Source organism: Streptomyces sp. NPDC050997 (genome assembly GCF_040660135.1).
Lineage (GTDB): Bacteria > Actinomycetota > Actinomycetes > Streptomycetales > Streptomycetaceae > Streptomyces.
In genome coordinates this window covers 205,347-231,752 of the sequence record NZ_JBFAGK010000012.1, presented here as the reverse complement: position 1 = coordinate 231,752, position 26,406 = coordinate 205,347, and the positions used below count along the sequence as shown (strand labels likewise).

Below are 26,406 nucleotides of genomic sequence, written 5' to 3'. Positions count from 1 at the left end.
AGCCGACGCATATCGCCGGCATATCGAAAACCAGATACGTGCCGGCAACACCGCGCTGCCTTGACTGGCGGTATGACTCGAACCCCACCATTGTCACGAGCACCGACCCGCCGGCATCGGCACGAACACCGACCCGCCGGATTCGCCGGCTCCTCGTCGTCGTCGGCCTGCTGGTCGTCCCGGCAGTGATCACCGCAGCCCTCGGCCACCAGGTGGCGAAGTCCTCGTCCTCCTCGGCCGCATTACGTCCCCGACGGCGTGACGGTCTTCGATGACGCGATTCCGGCTGTGGCCAAGCTCGATCCAGGTCTGCTCAAGGCCCTCCGCCAGGCTGCAACGGCTGCCGCCGGCGGCGGAGTCGAGTTCTACGTCACCAGCAGCCGGCGTTCCCCGGCGTACCAGAATCAGCTTCTTCGCCAGGCAGTCTCCACGTACGGATCCGAACATGCGGCCGCCCGATGGGTGGCCAGCGCGGCGACGTCTCCTCACGTGTCGGGGGACGCAGTCGACATCGAGCACTCCGATGCGACGGCGTGGCTGCCCAACCACGTTGCCGAGTACGGGCTGTGCCAGATCTACCGCAACGAACCCTGGCACTACGAACTGCGCACCCATGCGACCGATCGTCGCTGCCCGCGTACGTATGCCGACCCCACCCATGACCCGAGGATGCAGCAGTGACCAGCAGCGAGCGAGGCCAGACGATGGCGCAGGTCGACACAGCGGAGACCGGACAGGCCGGCGCCGGCCGCCAGGACACCGGCGCCGATACCCAGCCCGCGGGCATCCGCCGGGACACCGGCGCCCGGAGCTGGAGCGCGAGCATCCGCCGGGCGATCCGCGTCGGCTCCCGGCCCGGGCCCTGGAAGCGCGGCCTGGTGCTCGCGGCGCTGGCGCTGCTGCTCGGCCTGCTCATGCTGCTGCACGCGAAGATCCCGAACCGGACCACGAACCTCGGCAGCCTGGTGGAGACCTTCCTGCCGTGGTTCGGCCTGTTCATCCCGGTGCTGCTGGCCGGGGCGCTCTGGCGCCGCTCCGCCTCCGCGGTGGCCGCGCTGCTGCTGCCGGTCACGGTGTGGCTGAACCTCTTCGGCGGGCTGCTCATCGACAAGTCCCACCCGGGCAGCGACCTCACCGTGGCCAGCCACAACGTCGGCGCCGACAACCCCGACCCGGTCGGCACCGCCCACGACCTGGCCGCCTCCGGTGCGGATGTGCTGGCACTGGAGGAGCTGGCCCAGCAGGCCAGGGGCATGTACGAGAAGGAGTTGGCGAAGGCGTATCCGTACCACACGGTCCAGGGCACGGTGGGGCTGTGGAGCAAGCTGCCGCTGTCGGACACCCGGCCGGTCGACATCGCGACGGACTACGGGCCGCTGGCGGACACCAAGCCGGTCGACGTCAAGATGGCCTACAACCGCGCGCTGCGCACCACGGTGGCCACGGACCACGGGCCGTTGGCGGTGTATGTGGCCCACCTGGGGTCCGCACGAGTGAACCTCAGGGCGGGCTTTTGGACGGACTCGCGGGACAGAAACGCGCAGGCGCTCGGCAAGGCCATCGCCGCCGAGCAGAATGAGCGGGTGGTGCTGCTCGGGGACCTGAACGGCGCCATGGACGACCGCGCGTTCGCCGACATTACCTCGCAGCTGCGCTCGGCCCAGGACGCGGCCGGGAACGGCTTCGGCTTCAGCTGGCCGGCAAAGTTTCCAGTGGTGCGGATCGACCAGATCCTGGTCCGCGGCGTGAAGCCGGAGAGCTCGTGGTCGCTGCCGGCCACGGGCAGTGACCACCTGCCGGTGGCGGCCGGAATCAGCTGGTGAACACCGCACAAAGGCTGGCGCTCCACCTGCCGCATATGCCACTTGTCGTCAACACGCCGGTGATCCACGACATACCTGCCGAGCCCAACTGGGCGGACGTCCTCACCGACGCATTGGTGGAGTGTCGGTATTCGAGAGTTGCAGTATTCGGCCGCGCAGGGCGAGTAGCCCCGCACTTGGCCGACTTGGTTACGTCAGCGGTGACAAGGCGTACAGCTCTCGCCGCAACGGGCACTGTCCGCGCGAAGACGCCGTGTGCGGTGGCTCGCCGGGTTGCCGCGCCGGCGTGCACGTGATCGCCATCGCCTCGCCCCGGCACCAGGACCCGCTGCGGGTCCAGGTTGGGGCCGTCGTCCACTTCGGCGAAGGCGTCGAAGCCGGTTTCAGGGGGGGCCGTCGGGACGCCGGCGGTGTTCCTCGACTTGCACGGAGGGGACTACGTGCGCCTTGCTGTTGGCCTCGGGGTTTCCTCGGGGCGGATCAACACCATCGACTACGAGGCCGCCGCCGCACACGGGACGCGGTCTGACGCGAGTGCTGAGGGCTCCACGCAACCGTGTGCACTTGGACCTGCTCACCGCGGACTCGGAGGCCGAGATCCGGCGGCTGACCGCGTTGGGCGCGACCGTTCAGGCCAGACATACGGACAATGTCGTGCTGACCGACCCCGAGGACAACGGATTCTGCCTGTCCGCGACAGACCTAGGCAGCCGCTGGATATAGGGACTGGTCACGCCCGCAGCCCGTCCACCGCCGTGTCGATCGCAGCCAGCGCCGCGCTCTGATCGAGACCCGCCCTCGATACGAGCGACAGGCCCTGGACGATGTAGAGCAGGAGCTGTGCCTGGGCCTCGGGGGAGGAGTTGGCCGTGACCTCGCCGGCGGTCTGGGCACGGCGGAGCGCGTCGGTGACGATCTCGGTGAAGCGGCGGTACGAGCGGGTCACGACCTCCGTGGCCTCACTGTCCTGGGGGACGAGTTCGGCAGTGGTGTTGCCAACCAGGCAGCCCTGCGGCACGCCCACGTCGGAGATCAGTTCGTCCAGCCGCGCCGGGTGGGTCAGGATCTCGCGCAGGGCCGGCAGGAGCGGGGCGGTGTCGAGCGCGGTGGTCAGGTGCCGCTCGTACACCTCCCAGTAGAGCCTGACGGCATCCAGGTAGAAGCGGCGCTTGTCACCGAACGCTCCATAGAGGCTGCCGCGCTCGACGGCCAACGCGTCGACCAGGTCCTGGACCGACGTCGCCCCGTATCCCCGGGACCAGAACAGTTCGAGTGCGCGCGCCAGCGTCTGTTCCTTGTCGAACTCGCGGGGGCGTCCGGTTCGTGCCACGCGACCAAGACTACGACTTCTTGACTCAGCGTTCAAGAAGTCGTAACTTCTGCTGCGTTACTTCTTGAACAGATGCACAGAAGTCGCTCGGCCAACGGCCGGCGTGAAGGGCGAAGAAATGGAATTCGCAGGCAAGACGGCACTCGTCACCGGGTCCGGCGCCATCGGCGGGCTGGGGCACGCGACGGCCGAGGTGCTGGCCGCGGGCGGGGCCGATCTGATCCTCACCGGCAGCGACGCCGAGCGCGGTGCCCAGGTGGTGGCGGACATACGCGCGGCCGGTGGCGGCTCCTTGGCCGGAACCGTGCGGTTCGTCGTCGCCGACCTGTCCGACCCCGCGGCTGTGCGGCAACTGGCCGACAGCGCCGGAACCGTCGACATCCTGATCAACAACGCGAGTGTGATGACGTTCGCCCCGACCCTCGGGCAGGACCTCGCGAACTACGACGCCGCCTTCGCCGTAAACGTGCGCGCGCCGTTCCTGCTCACCGCGCTGTTCGCGGAGAAGATGGCGGCGGGCGGCGGCGGCAGCATCGTCAACATCAGCTCCACCGCGGCCGGCCTCGGCATGCCGGGCATGGCCGTCTACGGCGCCACCAAGGCGGCGCTCGAATCGCTGACCCGTACCTGGGCGGCGGAGTTCGCCGAGTCGAACGTGCGGGTCAACGCCGTGGCCCCAGGACCGATGCGCACTTCCAAGGTGGTCGCGGCGATGGGCCCGGACATGGGCGGCATGGGTCTGACCACCGCGCTCAAGCGCACGTCGGACCCGGCCGAAGTGGCCCAGGTGGTCGCCTTCCTGGCCGGTGACCGCGCCAGCTACGTAACCGGAGCGATCGTGGCCGCCGATGGCGGCCGGACCGCGATCTGAGGAGATCAGAACAGTGAATCGTCTTGCAGGGAAGCACGCACTGATCACCGGAGGAACGAGCGGCATCGGCCTGGAAACGGCCCGCCAGTTCCTCGCCGAAGGCGCGACCGTCGCCATCACCGGCCGCTCCCGGGAAAGGCTGGACGAGGCAGCCCGCCAACTGGAAGGCCCGCTGCTGACCATCGCCAGCGACGCCGGCGACGTACCAGGCCAGGCAGCACTCGCGGCACGGCTGCGGGCGGAGTGGCCGAAGCTCGACATCCTGATGAGCAACGCCGCCGACGTCACCCACCTACCACTCGACGCATGGACCGAGGAAGCGTTCGACAGGCTCGTCGCGACCAATCTCAAGTCGCCGTTCTTCCTGATCAGGGACCTGCTGCCACTCTTCTCGCAGCAGTCCTCGGTTATCCTCGTCGGTTCGGTCTCCGCGTACATAGGACACGAGAACGCGACGGTCTACGGCGCGGCCAAGGCGGGGCTGCTCTCCTACACGCGCGGTCTGACCTACGAGCTGAAGGACCGGGGCATCCGCGTCAACGGGCTGAGCCCGGGGCCGACCGTCACCAACGCGTTCGCCTCCCTCGGCCCCGAACGCCAGGCCGCCCTCTATGAGGAACTCCGGCAGACCGTACCCCTCCACCGCCTGGGTACCGCCACGGAGCTGGCGAAGGCGGCCGTGTACCTCGCCTCGGATGAGTCCGCTTACACCGCGGGCACGGTGCTGCGGGTTGATGGGGGGATCGGGGAGCTGGCGTATTGAGCAGCCTGAACAGCCCCGGTTCGAGTGATCCGCCGGGCACACTGCCTAGCCCCGCGGGGCGGCCCGTCGCGCAGCCAAGTAGTCGGACCAGTTCCCGCCGGCGAGGGTGGCCCAGCGTTCGGCTGTCTTGGGGTGGATGCCGAGCAGGTCGGCGATGACCATGGGCGGCAGGTCCACCAGAGCTTCCATCATGGCGGTGTTCCGTGCTGCGCGGGCGGGCAGACCGTGGTGTCTCAGGGTGTCGGCGAGGCCGAGGGGGTTGCGCGGGCGTCCAGGGCTGTGACCGGGCAAGAGGTATCTGCACCCGGCCGGGTTGCTGTGTCGGGGGCTGTGCTGGAGCTGATCGTCAATGAGGCGGGCGAGCTTCGGCGGGAGCACGAAGGGGTGGTGGTTGACCGTCAGGTAGGTATGTCTCTGGTCGTGGCGAAGGTGGTCGTCGGTGAGTTCGACGATGCGGGTCACGGGGAGGGCGTAGAGGCGAACGAGAGCAGCCGCGACGCGGACCTCCAGGGGCAACGCCGTGTCGTTGAAGCAGCGCAGCAGCTCTTTTCGGTGTAGGAAGCCGGCCGGTGGGGCGAGGATACGGTCGTATCTGCGGCGTAGCGAGCCGCGGAAGCGGTGCGGCACCGGGTCGTCCAGCGGCTCGGCGTCCCGGACGATGCCGTGGACGTCGCCGACCGGGAGCGTGGCGGCCACGCCTCGAACCCGGCCGGGTCGGTGGGCGGGTGGTCGCCGAGCATCCCGGCGAGGGTGACGTGCCAGCGGTCGCCCTCCAGGGTGATCGCACCGCCGCCGCGCCGGCCGGGCATGGTGGAGACAACGACCGCGAGGTCACCGTCGAGGTGGTCCGGGCGGCGGCGCTAGGTGCGGGAGGCGTAACCGAGGTCGACGTCGACGCGCTCCTCCGCGGGCCGCTGGTGGCCGAGCTCGGCCAGCCAGTCGGGGGCCCGGGAGGCGCGTACCGTCGCGTCCACGACCAGGTCGGCGTGGAGCGCCTCGCCCCCGTCGGCGGCCGTCTCGGCGCGCTCGGCGCGCTCGGCGCGCTCGGCGCGCTCGGCGCAAAGGCGTACGCCGGTGATCCGGCGGGCTTCGGCCGGATCGTCCGCCAGCAGGCCGGTCGCCGCGCGGCCGGTGAGCAGCTCGACGCCCGGCAGGGCGACGGTGCGTTCGCGGATCGCGTTCTCCAGCAGGGGCCTGCCTGCCGGCGAGCAGCGTGGTCAGCCCGGTGGACATCGGGTGGACGCGCAGCCCTGAGAGGTACCAGCGCGACTCGCGCAGCACCTCGGTGGTGGGCGCGCCCGCCGCCGCGAGCTGCTCGGTCAGCCCCGGGTAGAGCTCCTCCATGATCTGCCGGCCGCGCTCCATCAGCCCGTGCAGATGCCTGCCCTGGGGAGCGCCCCTGCGCTGGCCGGTGCCTGAGATGTCGTCACGTTCGACGAGTACGACCCGGTCGAAGGAGGCCGCGAGCACCCGGGTGGCCAGCAGCCCGGCGATACTCGCGCCGATCACGACCGCACGGCGTTCCGACATGCTCCGCCCTTTCTCTCTCGCAGAAGTCCGGTGTGGGGGCAGGACCAAATCTCGCCGGACGTGCGGCGGAGAAGCAATGTGCTCGGGGCTTTGCCTATCGCGTCATTGGCAGGTGGGCACGAAACTGTTTTGTCGGCACGGATTCAGGGCGAATTCATCTGGCGCCAGGATGGTGACCCGCATCGATCGGCCCGGGGTTCCCCGGATCCCCAGGCTTTCGCGGCAACCGGCGGGAGATGACTCCTGAAGTGAACACTGCGACCGACAGCGACGAAATGCCGGGCCGGCCCTCCGCGACCGATGTCGCGATGGCCGAGCTCTTTCTTCCCACTCATCGTGCCGACCCTTATACGCCGGCCCGGAAACTGCGGGAGGCCGGTCCGGTGCACCGCACCCCGCTGGGTCTGCACCTGCTGACGCGCTACGCGGAGTGCGCCTCGGTCCTCCCGAGCAACGACTGGAGCCACGCCGACGAGGCGGGGTCAGCTGCACCCGAGCGTCTCGGCCGAGGAGGCGGCTCAGGAACTGCCCACCTCGTTCCTGTGGATGGCCCCGCCGGACCACACGCGGCTGCGCACACTGGTGTCCAAGGCGTTCACCCCGCGCACCGTGGCGAGCCTGCGCCCGCGGATCGAGCAGTTGGTCACCGACCTGGTCGACGCGGCTCTCGAGGCCGGGGAGTTCGACCTGTTCGACCTGATCGCCTACCCGCTCCCGCTCACGGTGGTGTGCGAGCTCGTCGGAGTGCCGGCGGCGGACCACAAGGCGGCGCAGAAGTGGTCGCAGGACCTCGCCCGCGGCTTCGCCCCGGACGTCCTGATGACCCCGCAGACGCAGGCCGCGCGCAGCACCGCGTCGCGCGAGTTCATGCGCTACTTCCGCGAGCTGATCGACAAGCGTCGCACCGCGCCCGCGGACGACCTGCTCAGCGCGCTGGCCGCGGTGGAGGACCGCGGTGATGTGCTGACCGAGACGGAGCTGCTCACCACGTGTGTCACCACGCTGGTGGCCGGGCACGAGACGACCGTCAATCTGGTCGGCAGCGGCCTGCTGGCGCTGATGCGCGACCCGGGCGAGATGGCGCGCCTGCGCGAGCACCCGGAGTACGTGCCCAGCGCGGTGGACGAGCTGCTGCGGTACGAGCCTCCGGTGCAGCTGACCACCCGGTCCGCCAAGCGGGCGATGACGCTCGGGGGGCAGCGGATCGAGGAGGGCGTCCGCTCGGTCGCGCTGGACGACGGCGAGCTGCGCTGCGAGGCGAGCACCGTGCACGTGGGGCGGCGTACCGCGACCGCACAGGCGCACGTCTACAACGCCGAGGACAAGCTGGTCGCGCACGGCACCTGCACCTGCCTGGTGCAGTCCTTCGACTGAGGAAGAGGGGCTGATGTCCGAAGTCACCATGGTATGGGCCGACTTCGGCGGAGTGCTCACCCCGCCGGTCGACACCGCGCTGCGGCACGTGGCCGACGCGGCCGGGATGCCGGTGAGCGAACTACTGGCCGGAATTCGCCGGTTGGCGGACCGGGACGGAGTGGATCTGCTGGAGCTGCTCGAACGGGGCCGGATCTCACAGCGCGAGTGGGGCCGCCGGCTGACGGCCGAGCTTGCTCCGGCGTGGGTTCCGCGCATCGATCTGGGGGATTTCGGCGACTACTGGTACGCGGACCGGCCGCTCAACAGGCCGCTCTACGAGACGCTGACCGGGCTGCGCCGACGGGGGTTCCGGCTCGGCATGCTGACCAACAGCGTGCGCGAATGGGAGGTGCACCGGGCCGCGATGATCCCTGATCAGACGGTGTTCGACAGGGTGATCAAGTCGCATGAGACCGGCCTGCGCAAGCCGGATCCGGAGATCTACCGGCTCGCGGAGGAGGCGTTCGGCGTCGCCCCGCGGGAGTGCCTGCTCATCGACGACACGGAGATCAACTGCGCGGCCGCGGCCGACCGCGGCTGGCGGACCGTACGTCACGTGGACAACGGCACGACCCTGGCGGTGCTGGGCGAGCTGCTCGGCTGAACCATCCAGGGGCTGAAGGGGGCCGGGGGGTGGCACCCGGTGCCAGGTTGCCCGGCTCCATCCAGGTGCGATTCACCGCAGGTTTGCCCGGGTCCGTGAGCATGTCGGCCATACCTGGCGTGCGGAGGCCCGCGATGGAATTCAGACACCTTGTGTCCTTCCTGGCGATCGCTGAGGAGCTGCACTTCGGCCGTGCGGCCACGAAGCTTCACCTGACCCAACCCTCACTCAGCCAACAGCTCCAGCGACTGGAGAAAACCCTAGGGGTGGAGCTGGTGGCCCGGACGTCGCACGAAGTGCGGCTGACCCAGGCCGGACGGGCATTCGAGATGCAGGCCCGGACGATCGTCGCCCAAGTCGACAAGGCGGCCCTGACCGCACGCGAAGCCGCGGCCGGGCGGACCGGCACGATCAACGTCGGCTACAACTTCCCGGCCGGGCAGCACGTTCTGCCCACGACACTGGCGAAGATGAGCGCCGACTTCCCTGATGTCACCGTCGGGATGTGCGAGAAGCGGACCGGTCCGCAGCTGCACGCGCTCGCGGCGGGCGCCCTGGACATCGCGTTGGTGTACGGACACCCGGTCACCTCCGAGTTCCGCTACCGGCGGCTGCTCCAGGTGCCGCTGGTCGCGGTGGTCGGCCAGGGGCACCGGTGGGCCGGACGCCCCGGCGTGCCGTTCGCCGAGGTGGCACACCATCCGTGCATCCTCTTCGCCCGCGACCAGTGCCCCGCCATGTACGACGCGATCCTGGCGTCGGCCCAGCGCTGCGGGATCTCGCTCAACGTCGCACACACGCTGAACGACCCGGGCGCGACGGCGATCGTGGTGTCCATCAAGCCGCTGGTCGGTTTCGCCTCGATGTCCCGCGGGCTGTCCGTCGGTTCGAACGCGGGCGGGACGCGCCCGGCCGTGGTGCAGCTGTACGACCCGGTGCCGATGATCGACCTGTGCGCGGTCTGGCGGGCCTCGGACGAGAGCCCGTTGGTCGAGGCCTTTCTGGACTGCATGGAGGCGGTCAGACCGTTCGACTGCCCCGCCCCCGCCGCCCGGGCCGAATCGAAGCTGCTGCGATAGGCAGCGCCAACCGTCCGTTCAGAAATTACCCGTTGCCGGTCCCCGGCGGGTAGTCGAGTATTTTTCCATGTGACGACAGTTTCTTATTCCAAGAATGGTCTCGATCTCCCCGACGAACATGGCCTGTTCCACGTTCTCGACCGTGCGGCAACCGCGGACCCGGATCGTATCGCGTTGGCCACAAAGAATGAAACCGGCTGGCAACACATCAGTATCCGCGAATTCACGGAACAGGTGAATTCTGTGGCCCGCGCGCTGCTGGCGCACGGCGTGGAGTTCGGCGACCGCGTCGCGGTGCTCGGCCGCAACTCCTACGAGTGGGTGCTCGCCGACTTCGCCGTCCTCAGCATCGGGGCGGTCACCGTCCCGGTCTACCCCACCGCCTCCGAGTACCAGATGCGGCACGTGCTCACCGACTCGGGGGCGTCCTGGTACTTCGCCGAGACGCCTCAGGACCGGGACCGGCTCGAGGCCGCCGGCGCCACCGGGGTGTGGCTGATGGCCGAGGTGCACCAGTGGGAGGTCGCCGGACGCGAGAACGAGCTCCGGGAGAGCCGGCACCGGGTCCGCGCCGACGACCTGGCGACGATCGTCTACACCAGCGGCACCACCGGGCCGCCCAAGGGCTGCATGCTCACCCACCGCAATATGTACGCGTCCTCCGCCAACACCGTGGAGCAGACCGGGTGGCTGTTTCGCCGCGCCGCCGAGGACCCGTCGGCGGGCCAGGCGTCCACGCTGCTCGCCCTGCCGCTGGCCCACGTCTTCGGCCGGACCATCCTGCTGTCCTGCCTGTGCGGCGGCACCCGCACCGGCCTGGTGCCCGGGATCCCCGAACTGCTCGCCGAACTACCGGTCTTCAAGCCTTCCTTCCTGGCCCTGGTGCCCTACGCGCTGGAGAAGATCCGCAAGCGCAGCCGCGCCCTGGTCGACCCCGCCGCGGAGGAGACCGCCATCGCGGTGGGCCTCGCCGACGCCCACGGGACGAGCGTCGACGCCGCGGTCGCCGAGGCGTACCAGGCCCTGGACCGGGACACGTTCGAGCGGCTGCGGGAGAGCTTCGGCGGAGCTTTCCGCTACGTCATCGCGGGCGGGGCGTCGCTCGACGAGACCACCGCGGCCTTCTACGAAGGAGTCGGCGTGACCATACTCAACTGCTACGGGCTGACCGAGGCGGCGACCGCGGTCACCGTCAACGCGCCGGGCACCAACCGGATGGGCACGGTCGGCAGGCCGATCCCGGGCACCGCCGTCGGCATAGCCGAGGACGGGGAGGTGCTCGTGCGCGGCGGCAACGTCTCGCCCGGCTACTGGCCGTCGGAGCGGCAGAAGGCCACCGGCGCCGCGGCGACCGAGCAGCCGTGGCTGCACACCGGCGACCTCGGCCGGCTCGACGAGGACGGCTATCTGGTCATCACCGGGCGGGCCAAGGAAATCCTGGTGACCAGTGGCGGAAAGAACATCTCCCCCACCCCGCTCGAGGACCGGATCCGGCTGCACCCGCTGGTGAGCAACTGCATGGTCGTCGGGGAGAACCGCAGCTATGTGACCGCGCTGGTCACCGTGGACCGCACGGCGATGGCGAAGTGGAACGCCGACCACGGCCTCGACCTCGACGGGGCCGGGTGGACCGAGCACCCCGCGCTGCTCGCGGAGATCGAGACGGCGATCGAGGACGCCAACTCCCTGGTGTCCCGCGCCGAGTCCATCCGGCGCTTCAGGGTCGTCGAGGGCGACTTCACGGTGGAGTCCGGACTGCTGACCCCTTCGATGAAACTACGCAGGGCGGCCATCGAGAAATCATTCGCGGCCGATGTCACCGCGCTCTACTGACCGGCGATTCGGGACCGATCTGGCCATCCGGTAAACCGCACCGCAACACCAGGCCACCGGATCAACCCCTTTAATTTCAGGGGCGTTTCCTATTCCCGTCTTCATTGCTCCGGCTAATCGAATGATGGGTTTCCATTGTTGATGTTGACCGCATTTTGCGGCGGTCGACAGAATCGCTTGTGCCGACTTCATCTCAGGAGCGAGATCACATGTATGACGTCATTGTCGTGGGTGCCCGCTGCGCCGGTTCACCACTGGCCATGCTGCTCGCCCGCCAGGGTCACCGCGTCCTGGTACTGGACCGGTCCACGTTCCCCAGCGACACCATCTCCACCCACTACATCCACCAGGCGGGGCTCTCCCGGCTTCAGGCATGGGGTCTGCTCGACCGTGTGATCGCCAGCGGCGTGCCGCCGATCCGGGAGCTCAACTTCTCGTACACCGGGATCGACATCGTCGGGTTCGCCGACCCGATCGACGGCATCGACGCCGTCTACTGCCCGCGGCGCACGGTACTCGACGCCATCCTGGTCGACGCCGCCCGCGAGGCGGGTGCCGAGGTGATCGAGGGGTTCACCGTCACCGACGTGCTGTTCGCCGACGACCGTGTGGTCGGCGTCAAGGCCCGCGAGAACGACGGCCCCGAGCGCGAGTTCCACGCCTCCTTCGTGGTCGGCGCCGACGGCCGCAACTCCGTCGTCGCGGACAAGGTGGGCGCCGAGATCTACCGCAGCGTCCCCGCCGCCTGCTTCGTCTACTACTCGTACTTCGAGGGTCTCGACTGGGGCATGCACCACAACACCTCCTTCGCCGAGCAGCAGATCGGCACCTGGCCGACCAACGACGGGCGGAACCTGCTGGCCGTCATGCGGAAGAACGACCGCTTCCGCGACTTCCGGCGCGATGTGGAAGGCAGCTTCCAGGAGGTCTACGACCAGGTCGCCCCTCAGCTCGGCGAGCAGCTGCGGGACAGCGGCGCGCGCACCGAGAACTTCCGGCCGATGCGCTACCCGGACAACTACTACCGCACCTCACACGGCCCGGGCTGGGCGCTGGTCGGCGACGCCGGTTACCACAAGGACCCGTTCACCGGCTGGGGCATCACCGACGCGTTCAAGTACGGCGAGCTGCTCGCCGAGCAGCTGCACCTCGGGCTGTCCGGTCAGCGGTCGACGGATGACGCGGTCGCTGAGTACGCCAAGTTGCGCGACGTGCAGAGCAACGGCACGTTCGAGCTGACCTGCACGCTGTCCGAACTGTCCCTGACCCCGTACTACGACTCGGTGTTCCGCGCGGCCGCCCAGAGCCCCAAGTACTCCGCGCAGTTCCTCGGCCTCATCGCGGGCGGGGTCCACGGCGACGAGTTCTTCTCCACCGCCAACCTCGAAGCACTCTACGAGGAAGTCGGCTTCCCGCAGGACAAGCGCCTGCTCACCCAGAGCTGACGGGCACCTCCACCCACCTGGCCGGGTTCCCGGCCGGACGATCGAGAGGACATCCCATGCCGGCGATCCGGTTCACCGTGCTCGGCGACAGCTTCGTGGAAGGCAGAGGAGATCCCGCGCCCGGTGACGGGTTCCGCGGCTGGGTCTCCCGGTTCGCCGACTGGCTGAACCTGCCGCGCGCAGCCCTGCTCAACCTCGGCGTGCACGGCGCGACCACGCAGGATGTGGTGGACGGCCAGCTGCGCCGCGCGCTGGTCAACAAGGCCCCGGTGACCGGGGTCATCGTCGGGGTGAACGACCTGATCGGCGACTACGACCAGGTGCGCTTCCGGCGCAATCTGCACACCGTCTTCAGCTCGCTGGCAGGCGCGGACACCACCGTGCTGACCGCCGGCTACCCGGACATCCCCGGGAACCTTCAGCTCCCGGACCTTTTCCGCAACCAGATGCGCGAGCGCTTCGCCGAGGCGAACGCGGCACTGTACGAGGTCACTCGGGCCACCGGCACCCTCTGCCTGGGCCTGGACCGGCTGCCGGAGTGGCGCGAGCCCGCGCTCTGGTCCGAGGACGGCCTGCACCCCAGCCCGCTCGGCCACCAGCGCTTCGCCGATTCCATGGCCGACCTGTTCTCCCGCGCCACCGGCATGACCGCCCTGAACGCCGCCTGATCACGGCCGTAACGCACTTTTCTCGGAAGGAAAGACATGAGCGAGGAGTTGGCCGACCGGAGGCTGGCCCGCACCCCGATCGCCATCGTCGGCACATCGGGGCTCTTCCCGATGGCGCGCAACCATCACGAGTACTGGCAGAACGTCGTCGACGGGACCGACTGCACCCAGGAGGTGCCGGAATCGCGCTGGCGTCTGGACGACTACTACGACGCCGACCCTGACGCACCGGACAAGACCTACTCGCGGCGCGGCGCGTTCCTGCCGGACGTGGACTTCAACCCGCTGGAGTTCGGGCTGCCGCCCAACCAGCTCGAAGTCACCAGCACCATGCAGACCCTCAGCCTCGGCGTGGCGCGCGACCTGCTGCGCGACGCGGGCGCCTCGGAGTCCAGCTGGTACGACGCCTCCCGGACCGGCGTGGTGCTGGGCACCACGGGCCCGGTGCCGCTGATGCACCCGCTCGCCGCGCGGCTGTCCACCCCGGTGCTCAAGGAGGTGGTGCGCAGCTGTGGGCTGACCGCACAGGATGCCTCCGAGATCGCCGAGAAGTACGTCAAGGCGTTCGCGCCGTGGCAGGAGAACTCCTTCCCCGGCCTGTTGGCGAACGTTGTCGCCGGGCGGGTGGCGAACCGCCTCGGCCTCGGCGGCATGAACACCACGGTCGACGCGGCGTGCGCCGCCTCGCTGGCGGCGATCCGGCTCTCGGTGGCCGAACTGGTCGACGGCCGGGCCGACATGATGCTCACCGGCGGGGTGGACACCGAGAACACCATCTTCATCTACATGTGTTTCTCCAAGGTCGGGGCGCTGTCGAAGAGCGACCGGATCAGCCCGTTCTCCGACGAGGCGGACGGCACCCTGCTCGGCGAGGGCATCGGGATGGTCGCCCTGCGCCGCCTGGACGACGCCGTGCGGGACGAAAACCGGATCTACGCGGTGATCCGGGGCATCGGCTCGTCCAGCGACGGCCGGTCGAAGAGCATCTACGCCCCGCGGGCCGAGGGCCAGCGGGTCGCTCTGGACCGCGCGTACGCCGACGCCGAGTGCTCCCCCGCGTCGGTCGAGCTGTTCGAGGCGCACGCCACCGGCACCTCCGTCGGCGACCGCACCGAGCTGAGCGCCCTGAGCGACCTGCTGCGCGACGCCTCCGAGGAGCAGCACTTCGCCGCGCTGGGCAGTGTGAAGTCGCAGATCGGGCACACCAAGGGCGCGGCCGGCACGGCGAGCCTGATGAAGCTCGCCTTCGCGCTGCATCACAAGGTGTTGCCGAGCACCATCAACGTCGACGAGCCGAACAAGGCCGTCGACTTCCGCCGCCGGGCCGCGCCCGATGTGAAGGTCGGCCGCGCTGTTCGCCGGGCAGGGCAGCCAGTATCTCGACATGGGGCTCGACGCGGCGCTGAACATCCCTGTCGTCGCGGGCGCCTTCGACGAGGCCAACGCGTGCTTCTCCGGCGCGGAGACCAGGCTCGGCAAGGTGGTCTTCCCGCCGCCCGTGTTCGACGCCGAGCTGCGCCAGCGTCAGGAGGCGTCGCTGCGCCGCACCGAGCACGCCCAGCCCGCGATCGGCGCGCTGTCGGCCGGTCAGTTCCGCTACCTCGGCGAACTCGGCCTGTCCTGCTCGGCGTTCGCCGGGCACAGCTTCGGCGAACTGACCGCGCTGTGGGCCTCCGCTGCGCTGTCCGACGAGGACTACTTCACGCTCGCCCGGGCGCGCGGCGCTGCCATGGCTCCGGTGGGCGACGAGGACAGCGGCACGATGGCGGCTGTGCAGCTCGGCCGCGAGCAGGTCAGCGAGCTGCTCAAGGACTTCCCCGACGTGGTGATCTGCAACAACAACGCCCCCGACCAGGTGGTCGTCGGCGGTCCCACCGAGGATGTCGAGCGGCTGGTCGAGGCCTGCGCCGGCCAGGAGGTCACCGCGCGGCTGCTGCCGGTCTCCGCGGCGTTCCACACCCACTATGTCGGGCACGCGGTGGACGCGTTCCGACCGGCCGTGGAGGCCGCGCGCGTCGGCGAGCCGACCGTGCCGGTGCACGCCACCACCCCCGGTGCCGCGTACGGCGCGGACGCCGAGGCCAACGCGGAGACTCTGGTCCGGCAGCTGCTGGAGCCGGTGGACTTCGTGGCCGCGCTGCGGTCGATGCGCGAGGCCGGGGTCAACGTCTTCGTCGAGTTCGGGCCCAAGCAGGTGCTGACCCAGCTGGTGCGCCGCACCCTCGGCGACGAGGTGCACGCCTTCGCCACCGACGGCGGTCCGCTCGGCGACAGCGACACGGCGCTGAAGCAGGCCGCGGTGCGGCTCGCGGTGCTCGGCGTCCCGCTGTCCGAGATCAACCGGTACGCCGAGCCGCCGGCCGAGCCCGCCGCGCCCGGCGGCATGACCATCTCTCTGTCGGCGCCCGAGTACGTACCCGAGGAGCGCGCCACTGCGTACCGGGAGTCGCTGGAGAGCGGCTACCGGGTTCCGGCCCCGATGGCCGAGCCGTCCGTCACGGCCGCTGTTGAACCGTCACCGGCCGACGGGGCGCCGGTGTCGAACGGGGACGCGCGACCGCTGCCCGCGAGCAGCGCGTCGAGCACCCGTGTGTCCGTCCCCGTCACACCTACCGTCGCGTCAGTGGAGACCACCGTGCACAGCCCAGTCGAACAGCATCTCGCGCTGCACACCCTTTACCTCGAAAGCCAGTTGCAGGTGGCGGACCAGGTGGCCGGCGCGTTGCGGCAGCCCGCCCAGCCGCACACCTCGGAGGCCATCACCGCCGTCGCCCAGCAGAGCGTCGCCATCGGCCGGGCCCACGCCCGGGCGAGCGAGATCCTGGCCACCCTGGCGGAGCTGGACGCCGGAGTACCCAACGGCGCGTACGCTGCCGCGCCGCGGGCCGTGCCGGCCGGCGCCGTCGACGCGGAGTTCCCCGAGCTGCTCGGCGCGCCCACGCCGCCCGAGCTCGCCGTCGCCGCCCCGGCCCCCGTCCCTACTCCTGCTCCGGTCCCTGCTCCGGTGCCTGCTCCGGCTCCGGCCCCCGCTCCGGTCGCCTTCCCCGAGCCCGCACCGGCCCCCGTTCCGGCCGCTGCCGAACTGTCGGTGAATGGCGGCTCCGTCGGCATCGATGACGTACGCACCGTGCTCGTCGACGTGATCGCGCAGAAGACCGGCTACCCGGCGAACATGATCGACCCGACCATGGACCTCGAAGCCGACCTCGGCGTCGACTCCATCAAGCGGGTCCAGGTGCTGGGCTCCATCCAGGAGCGGATCCCGGGCGTGCCGGAGATCCGGCTGGAACAGCTCGGGGAGTTGCGAACAGTCGATCAGATCGCCGACTACCTGGCCGGAGCGGGTGATGTCGACCCAAAAGGCCGTGACGCCGGGGCGCGCGCGCCCCGGCACGTCGTCGAACTCGTGGGCCTGCCCGCGGTCGACGTGATCGAGCGGCCCTACCCGGCGGAGCCGGTCGCGGTCCTCTTCGACGAAGGGGGTGCCGACGGCGACGCGCTGGCCGCCGCCCTGGAGGACCAGGGCTGGACGGTCCGCAGGGCGGCACCGACCGCCGCAGCCGCCGCCGACGCGCTGGCGGACCGCGTCGACCTGTGCGTCACGCTGGTCGACGCGGCCGAGGACTGGGAGGCGGCGCGGCGGCGGCTGACCGGCGCGATCCTGATCGCCGGTCGCGCCGCCGACGCGCTGAACCCCGCTGAGGGACGGGCCGGGTTCGTCACCGTCACCCGGCTCGACGGCGGTCTCGGCCTGCACGGGCGGCGCGGCGCGGTCGCGTCCCTGGTGGGCGGTGTCGGCGGGGTCGTGAAGACCCTGGCGGCCGAGCGGCCCGCGCTGTTCTGCCGGGCGATCGACATCGACCCGGCCCGGTCCGAGGCCGAGTTCACCGCCGCGGCGCTCACCGAGATCCGCGACGCGGCCCGGGACACCCTCGAGGTGGGAGTCGACGAGCGCGGGGCCCGCTGGACGGTGGTGCCCGGCAGGCACGGCGAGGCTCGCCGCGTCAGCACGGTGGACTCAGGCGGCGACCTCGGGGCCACCGCGCTGACCGCGGCGGATCTGCTGTTGGTCACCGGCGGCGCCCGGGGCGTGACCGCCGAGTGCGTCCGCGCGCTCGCCGAGCACGCGCCCGCCCGCTTCCTGCTGCTCGGCCGCACCGGGCTGGAGCCCGAGCCGGACTGGGCTGCCGGTGTCGCCGACGCCGACCTCAAGCCCGCGGTGATCGCCGCTCTCGCCGCGGAAGGCGGCCGGCCCGCCCCGCGCGAGGTGCAGCGGGCGCACGGCGGGCTGCTCGCCCAGCGGGAGATCCGCGCCACGCTGGCCGCTTTGGGCGACCGCGGTGAGTACCTCGCCGTCGACACCACCGACCAGGCTGCCGTCCGCACGGCGCTGGAGGGGCACCGAGACCGGATCACGGGCGTGGTGCACGGCGCCGGTGTGCTCGCCGACGCGCTGCTGCCCGACAAGACGCCGGAGCAGATCGAGCGGGTTCTCGCGCCCAAGCTCGACGGGCTGCGCCATGTGCTCGACGCTCTGGACGGCGCCACTCTGCGCCACCTGGTGCTGTTCACCTCGGTGGCGGGCCTGCTCGGCAACCCGGGACAGGCCGACTACGCCGCGGCGAACGAGGCGCTGTGCCGGTTCGCGGCCGGGTGGCGGCACGCGCATCCCGAGGCGCGGGTCACCGCCGTCGACTGGGGCGCCTGGGACGCGGGGATGGTCACTCCCGATCTGCGCGAGCTGTTCACCGCCCGGGGCATCCCGCTGCTCGACCCCCGGGTCGGCGCGCGGGCGTTCGTCGAGGAGTTCACCGAGCCGCCCTCCGCGGAGGTGTGCGTGCTGGTCGGTGAGAACACCGCCCTCGGCGGCCGGCAGTCCGTCGCCGCCCCGGCGTTCGCCGCCCACCGGGACATCGCCGGCATCGAAGCCGACGAGGTCATCCAGGCGCACCGGATCGGCGGCCGGCCGGTACTCCCCGCCACCTTCGGGCTCGGCTGGCTGATCGGCGTCGTGGAGCGGGCCCACCCGGGCCTGCGGGTCGTGCGGGCCCTGGACTTCCAGGTGCACAAGGGCATCGTCTTCGACGGGGCGCAGCACGGCGGTTACCGCGTCGAGGCCGAGGCCGGGGCCCCGGACGGCGACGAGGTGCTCGTACGGGCCGCGGTGCGCGGCCGGTCGGCCGCCGGCCCCCTGGTCTCGCACTACGCGGGGACGTTCCTGCTCTCGGCCCGGACGCCGAAGGCGCCGGTCATCGACGTCCCGCCGGTCACCGAGGGGCCCGAGGACGCTCTGGAGATCTACCGCGAGGCCACCCAGTTCCACGCGCCGCGCCTCCAGGGCATGCGCCGGGTGCTCGACCGCTCGGCGGACCGCATGGTGCTGCTGTGCCGCCTCGCCGACGCGGACGTGGCCGGCGGGGCGTACCACGGGCGGCTGCACAGCCCGGTCCTCGCGGACGTCCTGCTCCAGGGCCCGCCGGTGCTGGGCAAGGAGCTGCTCGGCGGCGCCTGTCTGCCGCTGGGCATCGGCCGGGCCGAGTGGTTCGCACCGCTGCCCGACGACGAGCCGTTCGTCCTGGTGCTGGACGAGGCGCGGCAGGCGGCCGGCGCGGTCACGGTGACCGCCACCGCGGCCACGGCTGACGGCCGGGAGCTGTGTCGCTTCGCCGACGTCACCGTCGTGTCCACCAGGGACATGACGGACAAGTTCCGTGAGTCGGTACGGCTGTGGCACCAGCCGGCCGGCCGGGAGGAGACGAGCGCGTCATGACCGAAGTCCTGGAGTTCGTGGGCGAGCCGTTCGACGCGGTCGCCTGGACCACTCCCCCGCCCGAGCCCGGCCCCGCGGCCCTGCTCGAACCGGCTTCACCCCGCCCCCACGAGGTGGCCCTGCGGGCCGTCCCGGCCCCGGCGCAGGGCGCGCCGCCGGCGGCCTCCACCCTCGCCGAGCTGCGAACGGCGCTGGTCAGTGCCCACTCGGGCGCGCTTCGCGCGCAGGCTGCGCTCCAGCGCCGGCTGCTGCGCCTGCCCGGCGGGTATGCCACTTCCGGGGTGCTGGTCCGGGTGTCCGACGAGGCGGCGTTCAAGCCCCTGGCCCGTTCCGCGGTCACCCGGCTGGGCACAACGGAGCTGCGACGGCTGGCCGTCGGCGACATCGCGGGTGTCTTCGGCGCCCGGTACGACCAGGAGGACTGCAACCCCGATGTCCGCCTGGCGGCCGGTGCGGAGCTCGCGCTGGCCGAGGTGACGGCTCTTCAGCTGCGCGGCGGCGCGGGCAGCCGCGGCCGCGTACTGGCGCGCCGCGTTCCGGGCGCCGATCCGGTCGACGCGGCCGTGCAGGCGGCCCAGGTGTTCGCCCTGTACACCGGTTTGCATCTGTGCCTCGCAGACGCACGGTTCGTCCGCGTCGACCCGCAGGTCACGCGGATCGAGCAGTCGGCGCAAGCGGACGGCGACGACGTCGTCGAGGTCGAGGTGGAGTGGATCGACCTGGTGCCCAGGCCCGGCCTGCGGGTGCGCGCCCGCTGCGGCGGGACGCTGATGACCGACGTCGCCCTCGCCCTGCACGAGAGGCCCGGGGTGCCGGTCGGCCCCGAGCGCGGCGGCGTCCCCGCCAGATGGCTGGGCCGCACCAGCTCCCTCGGCGAGCATGTGCTGCTGAGCGAGTTCCAGCTCGCCCACCTCGCCCGGGGCGACCAGGGCATCGCGCTCGGCCCTGAGTTCGCCCACTACTCCGGCATCAAGGCGACCCGGATTCCCACCGGCGGGCTGCTGCTCGTCGACCGGGTCGTCGCTCTCCAGGGCGAGCGCGGCAAGCTCGACAGCGCGACGTACCAGACCGAGTACGACTCCCCCGCCGACTCCTGGTACTACGCGGACACCGCCAACGCGTCCATGCCGAACTGCGTCTACATGGAGACCTCCCTCCAGTCGGCGCTGCTGATCGGCTACCACCTCGGCGCCACGCTGAGCAGGCCGGACGAGACACAGAGCCTGCGCAACCTCGGCGGCACGGCCACCGTGCTGCGCGAGGTCGACCTGCGGGACACCACCATCCGGCAGGACTCGGCGCTGTTGGGCACCACCGACATGCCCGGCTCGACGCTCCAGAGCTTCACCTACACGCTCACCGCGGACGGCGAGCCGTTCTATGCCGGGGAGACCCTGTTCGGCTACTTCAGCGAACAGGCGCTGGCGAACCAGACCGGTCTCGACGCGGGCCGCTCGGTGCCCACCTGGCTGGAGCAGAACCCCGGTCCCGAGGTGCGCACCATCGACGTGGCCGCCCGGCGCGCCGCCCCGGCCGCACCGCTCTGCTCCCGCGACCACCTCTCGCTGCTGGACGAATTGACCGTGGTGGACGGCGGCGGTCAGTACGGCAAGGGCTATCTGCACGCCGAGCGGACGATCGACCCGCAGGACTGGTTCTTCGCCCGCCACTTCCACCTGGACCCGGTGATCCCCGGCTCGCTCGGGGTCGAGACGGTCATCCAGGCGATGCAGGAGTGGCTGCTGGACTCCGGGCTCGCCGAGGGCATGCGCGACCCGGGCTTCGTACTGCCGGTCGGTGTGCCGTTCACCTGGAAGTACCGGGGCCAGTTCCTGCCCACCGACGGCAGTTCCACGCTGGAGGTGCACGTCAAGGAGGTCCAGCGCAAGTCCGGGCGGCTGCGCCTCACCGCGGACGCCAGCATGTGGAAGCCGGGGCTGCGCATCTACGAACTCACCGACATCGCCATCGAACTGCGCGAGAACGGAGCGGCACCGTGGTGACACCGACCGACCGGGAGACGGGCACCGCCCGGGACTCCGAGGCGATCTACCGCGAGCTGAATCTGCTGGACCGTCCGGTCTTCGTCGTGCGCGACGAGCTGGGCGTCGGTGTCACCACCGACGCCCGGCTCGCCCGCCGGGCACAGGTGCTGGCCTCCGTGCCGGCCCTGCCGCCTCAGGCGCTCGGCGACCCGGCGTTCCGCGCCGCGCACGGGGTCGGCCAGGCCTACCACGGCGGCGCCATGGCCAATGGCATCGCGTCGGCCGACATGGTGATCGCCCTGGCCAGGGCCGGTTTCCTCGGCTCGTTCGGCGCGGCCGGGGTGCTGACCGACAAGGTCGACACGGCGCTCGGCCGGATCGCAGAGGCGGTGCCGGGCGCCCCGTACGCCGTCAACCTGATCCACAGCCCGAGCGAGCCGGCCATGGAGCGGGCCGTGGTGGAGCTGTGCCTGCGTCACCAGGTGCGCTGTGTAGAGGCGTCGGCGTTCCTCGATCTGACGCCGCACGTGGTGCACTACCGCGCCGCCGGTCTTTCCCTGGACGCGGAGGGCCGGGTGGTGGCCGCCAACCGGATCATCGCCAAGGTCTCCAGGGCCGAGGTGGCCGAGCGGTTCCTGCGCCCGGCGCCCGAGGGTATGGTGCGTTCCCTCGCTGAGTCCGGCGCGATCACTGCGGACCAGGCCGAACTGGCTCTGCGGGTGCCGATGGCGGACGACATCACCGCCGAGGCGGACTCCGGCGGCCACACCGACCGGCGCCCGCTGGTGGTGCTGCTGCCGGAGATCATCGCGCTGCGCGACCGGATCCAGCGCGAGCTGGCCTACCCGCGCCCGGTGCGCATCGGTGCGGCGGGCGGCATCGGCACTCCGGCCGCGGCCGCGGCCGCGTTCGCGCTCGGCGCCGCGTATGTCGTCACCGGCTCGGTCAACCAGGCCTGCGTCGAGACCGACCAGTCCCCGGCGGCGAAGGACCTGCTCGCCGCCGCCGGGGTGGCGGACTGCGTCATGGCCCCGTCCGCCGACATGTTCGAGATGGGGGTGGACGTCCAGGTGCTCCAGCGGGGCACGATGTTCCCCGGCCGGGCGCGCAGGCTGTACGAGGCGTACCGGACGCACGACTCGATCGAGTCCATCGCGGAGAGCGAGCGGGCCGATCTGGAGAAGCGGGTCTTCCAGCGACCGCTGGACGAGGTGTGGGAGGACTGCACGCGGTTCTTCACCGAGCGCGACCCGGAGCAGATCGAGCGTGCGCGGTGCAACCCCAAGCGCCGCATGGCGCTGGTGTTCCGCTGGTACCTGGGGCTGTCCTCGGGGTGGAGCATCCGCGGTGTGCCCGAGCGGATGGCGGACTATCAGATCTGGTGCGGGCCCGCCATGGGCGCGTTCAACCAGTGGGTAGCGGACACGCACCTCGCCGCGCCCGCCAACCGCGCCGTCGCCGAGGTCGCCACGCACCTCATGCGCGGCGCCGCCTTCACGGCCCGGGCGGGCCAGCTGCGCCTGGCCGGCGTACGGCTGCCGGCCGACTGTGCGACGTATGTGCCGGCGCCCCTGTCCGACGGCGACCAGGAGGACCTGCGATGACGGCGACCCTCTCGGCCGGGCCCGCGGCCTGGCTGGTGTGCGGCCGGTGCTCGGCGATGCTGTACGGCAAGCGGTACGCGCGCGGTGCGCGGGTCTGCCCGGAGTGCGGCTGGCACGGTCCGCTCACCGCCGCCGAGCGCCTCGAACAGCTGCTGGATCCGGAGTCGACGCGCCTGCTGGACACCGCCGTGTCCGACAGCGACCCGCTGGAGTTCACGGACAGCCGCCCGTACGCGGACCGGCTGCGGGACGCCCGGGCGAAAACCGGCATGCCGGACGCGGTGCTGTGCGCCCGGGGCCTCGTCGAGGGCAACCCCGTGGTGGTCGCGGCGATGGACTTCCGCTTCCTCGGCGGCAGCCTGGGCGCCAACGTAGGCGAGGCGGTCACCCAGGCGTGCGAGATCGCCCTGCGCGAGCGTACGCCGCTGCTCCTGGTGACTGCCTCTGGCGGGGCCCGGATGCAGGAGGGCATCGTCTCGCTGATGCAGATGGCCAAGACCAGCCAGGCGCTGGGCCAGCTGGACGAGGCGGGGATCCTGACCATCACGCTGATCAGCGATCCGACGTTCGGCGGCGTGGCCGCGTCGTACGCGACGCTGACCGACGTCATCGTGGCCGAGCCGGGCGCCCGGCTCGGCTTCGCCGGGCCCCGGGTGATCGAGCAGACCATCCGTCAGACGCTGCCGCCCGGCTTCCAGACCGCCGAGTTCCTGCTGGAGCACGGCGTGGTCGACATGATCGTGCCGAGGGTGGAGCTGCGCTCCGCCCTCGGACAGCTGCTGTCGGTCGCGAGCCGACAGCCCGACGGCGTACCGCACGAGCGGTCGGCCGAGCGGATCGCGGTGATCCGCGACCCGGCCATGCTGCCGGAGCGCGACCCGTGGGAATGCGTGCAGGCGGCCCGGCGGCTGGGGCGCCCCACCACCCTGGACTACATCGGGCTGCTGCTGGCGGACTTCACCGAGCTGCACGGCGACCGCGCCTACGCCGACTGTCCCGCGCTGGTGGCCGGTCTCGGCCGCCTCGAGGGGACGTCGGTCGTCGTCATCGGCACGCAGAAGGGGCACAACGCGCGGGATCTGGCCGCGCGCAACTACGGCATGCCGACCCCGGCGGGCTATCGCAAGGCCGCACGTGTCATGCGGCTCGCCGCCAAGCTCGGACTCCCGGTGGTCACCTTCGTCGACACCGCGGGGGCCTATCCCGGCATCGAGGCGGAGGAGCACGGCCAGTCGGTGGCCATCGCGGAGAACCTCAAGCTGATGGCAGGGCTGCCGGTTCCGGTGGTGGCCGTGGTGACCGGCGAGGGCGGCAGCGGTGGCGCGCTGGCGCTGGCCTTCGCCGACCGCGTGCTGATGTGCGCCAACGCGGTCTACTCGGTGATCAGCGCCGAGGGCTGCGCCTCGATCCTGTGGAAGGACCCCGCGGCGGCGCCTCAGGCCGCCGCCGCGCTGCGGGTGGACGCCCGTTCCCTGCTGGCCCTGGGCATCGTGGACGGCGTGGTCCGCGAGCCCGGCGACGGCGCGGAGACCGATCACCTGGCCGCCGCCGGCGCCTTGCGTGACGCGCTGGCCGACGGCCTGGCCGGGCTGCTCCCGCTGGACCAGATGACCCTGGTGACCGCTCGGCGCGCCCGGTTCCGCCGGTTCGGCGCCGACACATCGGTAGTGCTGGACGAGGATCCCGTCGAGAAGGAGGACGCACGATGAGCGTGGCGACCAACGGCGGCGAGGGCGGCACCGCCTTCGTCACGGCACAGGATGTGGACCGGGTGGTCGGTGTGCTGTGCGAGCAGGCGGTGGCACTGTCCGCGCGGGAGGCCCGGGCACCCAGTCTGGTGCGGGTCACCGCGGGCGATCTGTCCGTGCAGGTGGAGTGGCGGGAGGCGGCCTCGTCGTCAGCTGTGACCTCCGTCGTGCCCGCCGTGGTGCCCGCCGTGGTGCTGCCACCCGCCGCCCCGGCGGCCGCGGTGGAGGAGGAACTGCCCACGGCGCCACGGCAGGACGACGGCCACCGGGTGTGCGCCCACACCGTCGGGGTGTTCTACCACGCCGCCGAACCGGGGGCGGAGCCCTTCGTCGTGGAGGGCGATGTGGTGGAGCCCGGCCGCCAGGTGGGCCTCATCGAGGCGATGAAGCTGATGATCCCCGTGGAGGCCGACCAGGGCGGCCGCGTCGCCGCGATCCTGGTGACGGACGGCGCGGCGGTCGAGCACGGCCAGCCGCTGATCGTGCTCGAGCCGCAGTCATGATCAAGAAGGTGCTGATCGCCAACCGGGGCGAGATCGCGCTCCGGATCGCCCGCACCTGCCGCGAGATGGGCATCGGCACGGTGGCGGCGCACTCGGCGGCCGACCGCGACTCCGCGGTCGTGCGGTTCGCCGACCAGTCCGTGCAGATCGGCCCCGGCCCGGCGAAGACGAGCTATCTGTACATACCCGCGGTGATCGAGGCGGCCAGGACCACCGGGGCGGACGCCGTCCACCCCGGGTACGGCTTCCTCTCCGAGAACCCGGACTTCGCCGAGGTGTGCGAGGCGGAGGGAATCACCTTTGTCGGCGCTCCGGCCACGGTCATGGAGCAGTTGGGCGACAAGGCGAGCGCACGGGCCATCATGACCGAGGCAGGTCTGCCGCTGCTCCCCGGCAGCCGCCGGCCACTGGAGGGTGACGAGGCGTCGGAGCTCGCCGACCGCATCGGCTATCCCGTCATCCTCAAGGCGGTGGCGGGCGGCGGAGGCCGGGGGATCAGTGTGGTCCGCGACCCCGCCGACTTCGCCGAGGCGTGGCTGCGGACAAGGGCCGGCGCCCAGGCCGTGTTCGGCGACGGCCGCCTGTACGTCGAGCGGTTCCTGGACTCGGCGCGGCATGTGGAGATCCAGGTGCTGGCCGACACCCACGGCAATGTGGTGCATCTCGGCGCCCGCGACTGCTCGTTGCAGCGGCGTCAGCAGAAGCTCGTCGAGGAGTCCCCGGCGCCCGGGCTGCCCGCCGAACTGCTGGACGAGATGGCCGCCGCGGCGGTGCGTGGTGCCCGCGCCGCGGGGTACGTCGGCGCGGGCACCTTCGAGTTCCTCGTCGACCCGGCGGGCGGGTTCTACTTCATGGAGGTCAACTGCCGGTTGCAGGTCGAACATCCGGTGACCGAGATGGTCACCGGGGTGGACCTGGTCGCCGAGCAGCTGCGTGTCGCGGCGGGCGAGCCGCTCGGCTTCGGGCAGGAGGACGTCATGCCGCGCGGCGTGTCGATCGAGTGCCGGATCAACGCCGAGGACCCGGCGCGGGACTTCGCGCCGACCCCGGGACGGCTCGCCGAGTGCGTGCTGCCCTCGGGCCCGTTCGTCCGTGTCGACACGCATGTGGGGCCCGGCTACCAGGTTCCGCCGCTGTACGACTCACTGCTGGCGAAGGTGATCGTCTGGGCCCCGGACCGGGACACGGCGATCGCGCGCATGCGCCGGGCGCTCGCCGAGACCCGCGTCGGGGGCCCCGGCGTGGCCACCACCACGGAGTTCCTCTCCGATGTCCTGGACCACCCGCGCTTCCGCGCGGTCGAGCACGACACCCGGTTCCTCGAGACGCTGACGCTCTGAAGCCCACAATGCCGACGGGGCGGGAGCTACGCCGCGCGTAGCTCCCGCCCCCCCGGCAATGTGGGCGAACATGTGTGACGAGCGGTCGAACACG

The 26,406-nt window shown here is 71.4% G+C and carries 18 protein-coding genes and 2 pseudogenes; 18 read left to right on the top strand and 2 right to left on the bottom strand.

The features are described 5' to 3' along the window. Positions 1–89 precede the first annotated feature (89 nt). From AB0H86_RS26865 to AB0H86_RS26855, 3 genes and pseudogenes are all read left to right on the top strand, one after another. A pseudogene (locus AB0H86_RS26865) lies at positions 90–681 on the top strand (D-alanyl-D-alanine carboxypeptidase family protein). Continuing rightward, positions 678–1,823 carry an endonuclease/exonuclease/phosphatase family protein gene (locus tag AB0H86_RS26860; RefSeq protein WP_362443807.1) on the top strand — a complete coding sequence of 382 codons (1,146 nt, stop codon included), beginning with the start codon at positions 678–680 and terminating at the stop codon, positions 1,821–1,823. Before AB0H86_RS26865 ends, AB0H86_RS26860 begins: the two are co-directional and overlap by 4 nt. Before the next feature lie 255 nt (positions 1,824–2,078). After that, positions 2,079–2,546: a VOC family protein gene (locus AB0H86_RS26855; protein ID WP_362443805.1), complete on the top strand. Its 468-nt coding sequence runs from the start codon at positions 2,079–2,081 to the stop codon at positions 2,544–2,546. A gap of 7 nt (positions 2,547–2,553) precedes the next feature. Here the strand turns inward: AB0H86_RS26855 and AB0H86_RS26850 are convergent, their stop codons facing one another. Beyond that, complete coding sequence (locus tag AB0H86_RS26850) at positions 2,554–3,153, bottom strand: TetR/AcrR family transcriptional regulator (protein WP_362443802.1); 600 nt, start codon at positions 3,151–3,153, stop codon at positions 2,554–2,556. A gap of 118 nt (positions 3,154–3,271) precedes the next feature. Here AB0H86_RS26850 and AB0H86_RS26845 point away from each other — a divergent pair, with 118 nt between their 5' ends. Together AB0H86_RS26845 and AB0H86_RS26840 are read left to right on the top strand one after the other, a co-directional pair. Beyond that, positions 3,272–4,024, top strand: coding sequence for an SDR family oxidoreductase (locus AB0H86_RS26845; RefSeq protein WP_362443799.1), 753 nt, complete (start codon positions 3,272–3,274; stop codon positions 4,022–4,024). Between the two features lie 13 nt (positions 4,025–4,037). Continuing rightward, positions 4,038–4,787 (top strand): SDR family oxidoreductase, encoded by a 750-nt coding sequence (locus tag AB0H86_RS26840; protein WP_362443796.1) that lies wholly within the window; start codon positions 4,038–4,040, stop codon positions 4,785–4,787. 45 nt (positions 4,788–4,832) lie between these two features. Here the strand turns inward: AB0H86_RS26840 and AB0H86_RS26835 are convergent, their stop codons facing one another. Continuing rightward, complete coding sequence (locus AB0H86_RS26835) at positions 4,833–5,483, bottom strand: hypothetical protein (RefSeq protein WP_362443794.1); 651 nt, start codon at positions 5,481–5,483, stop codon at positions 4,833–4,835. Between the two features lie 1,380 nt (positions 5,484–6,863). Here AB0H86_RS26835 and AB0H86_RS26830 point away from each other — a divergent pair. The 13 genes and pseudogenes from AB0H86_RS26830 (at position 6,864) to AB0H86_RS26770 (ending at position 26,312) form a co-directional block, all read left to right on the top strand. Continuing rightward, entirely contained in the window at positions 6,864–7,691 is an 828-nt protein-coding gene (locus AB0H86_RS26830; RefSeq protein ID WP_362443792.1) for a cytochrome P450, read from the top strand. Between the two features lie 13 nt (positions 7,692–7,704). Then, the gene (locus AB0H86_RS26825; protein WP_362443789.1) at positions 7,705–8,337 is read left to right on the top strand and encodes an HAD family phosphatase; all 633 of its coding nucleotides are present in this window, start codon (positions 7,705–7,707) and stop codon (positions 8,335–8,337) included. Between the two features lie 134 nt (positions 8,338–8,471). Further along, positions 8,472–9,416, top strand: a complete 945-nt coding sequence (locus tag AB0H86_RS26820; protein WP_362443787.1) for a LysR family transcriptional regulator — start codon at positions 8,472–8,474, stop codon at positions 9,414–9,416. A gap of 69 nt (positions 9,417–9,485) precedes the next feature. Then, positions 9,486–11,249: an AMP-dependent synthetase/ligase gene (locus tag AB0H86_RS26815; protein ID WP_362443784.1), complete on the top strand. Its 1,764-nt coding sequence runs from the start codon at positions 9,486–9,488 to the stop codon at positions 11,247–11,249. 209 nt (positions 11,250–11,458) lie between these two features. Then, positions 11,459–12,694 (top strand): NAD(P)/FAD-dependent oxidoreductase, encoded by a 1,236-nt coding sequence (locus AB0H86_RS26810; protein WP_362443781.1) that lies wholly within the window; start codon positions 11,459–11,461, stop codon positions 12,692–12,694. 56 nt (positions 12,695–12,750) lie between these two features. After that, on the top strand, positions 12,751–13,362 hold the full coding sequence (locus tag AB0H86_RS26805; protein ID WP_362443778.1) for an SGNH/GDSL hydrolase family protein: 612 nt from the start codon (positions 12,751–12,753) through the stop codon (positions 13,360–13,362). 36 nt (positions 13,363–13,398) lie between these two features. Next, positions 13,399–14,589 (top strand): annotated as a pseudogene (locus AB0H86_RS26800) (beta-ketoacyl synthase N-terminal-like domain-containing protein); the annotation flags it as partial. Between the two features lie 157 nt (positions 14,590–14,746). Next, positions 14,747–19,132 carry an SDR family NAD(P)-dependent oxidoreductase gene (locus AB0H86_RS26795; protein ID WP_362443775.1) on the top strand — a complete coding sequence of 1,462 codons (4,386 nt, stop codon included), beginning with the start codon at positions 14,747–14,749 and terminating at the stop codon, positions 19,130–19,132. Continuing rightward, positions 19,129–21,135: a beta-hydroxydecanoyl-ACP dehydratase gene (locus AB0H86_RS26790; protein ID WP_362443772.1), complete on the top strand. Its 2,007-nt coding sequence runs from the start codon at positions 19,129–19,131 to the stop codon at positions 21,133–21,135. The genes AB0H86_RS26795 and AB0H86_RS26790 overlap by 4 nt, the downstream gene beginning before the upstream one ends. After that, positions 21,129–22,721, top strand: coding sequence for a PfaD family polyunsaturated fatty acid/polyketide biosynthesis protein (locus AB0H86_RS26785; RefSeq protein WP_362443769.1), 1,593 nt, complete (start codon positions 21,129–21,131; stop codon positions 22,719–22,721). Before AB0H86_RS26790 ends, AB0H86_RS26785 begins: the two co-directional genes overlap by 7 nt. Next, positions 22,718–24,430, top strand: a complete 1,713-nt coding sequence (gene accD, locus AB0H86_RS26780; RefSeq protein WP_362443766.1) for an acetyl-CoA carboxylase, carboxyltransferase subunit beta — start codon at positions 22,718–22,720, stop codon at positions 24,428–24,430. Before AB0H86_RS26785 ends, accD begins: the two co-directional genes overlap by 4 nt. Beyond that, positions 24,427–24,972, top strand: coding sequence for a biotin/lipoyl-containing protein (locus tag AB0H86_RS26775; RefSeq protein ID WP_362443763.1), 546 nt, complete (start codon positions 24,427–24,429; stop codon positions 24,970–24,972). Before accD ends, AB0H86_RS26775 begins: the two co-directional genes overlap by 4 nt. Then, entirely contained in the window at positions 24,969–26,312 is a 1,344-nt protein-coding gene (locus AB0H86_RS26770; protein WP_362443761.1) for an acetyl-CoA carboxylase biotin carboxylase subunit, read from the top strand. The genes AB0H86_RS26775 and AB0H86_RS26770 overlap by 4 nt, the downstream gene beginning before the upstream one ends. The last annotated feature ends 94 nt before the right edge of the window (positions 26,313–26,406 follow it).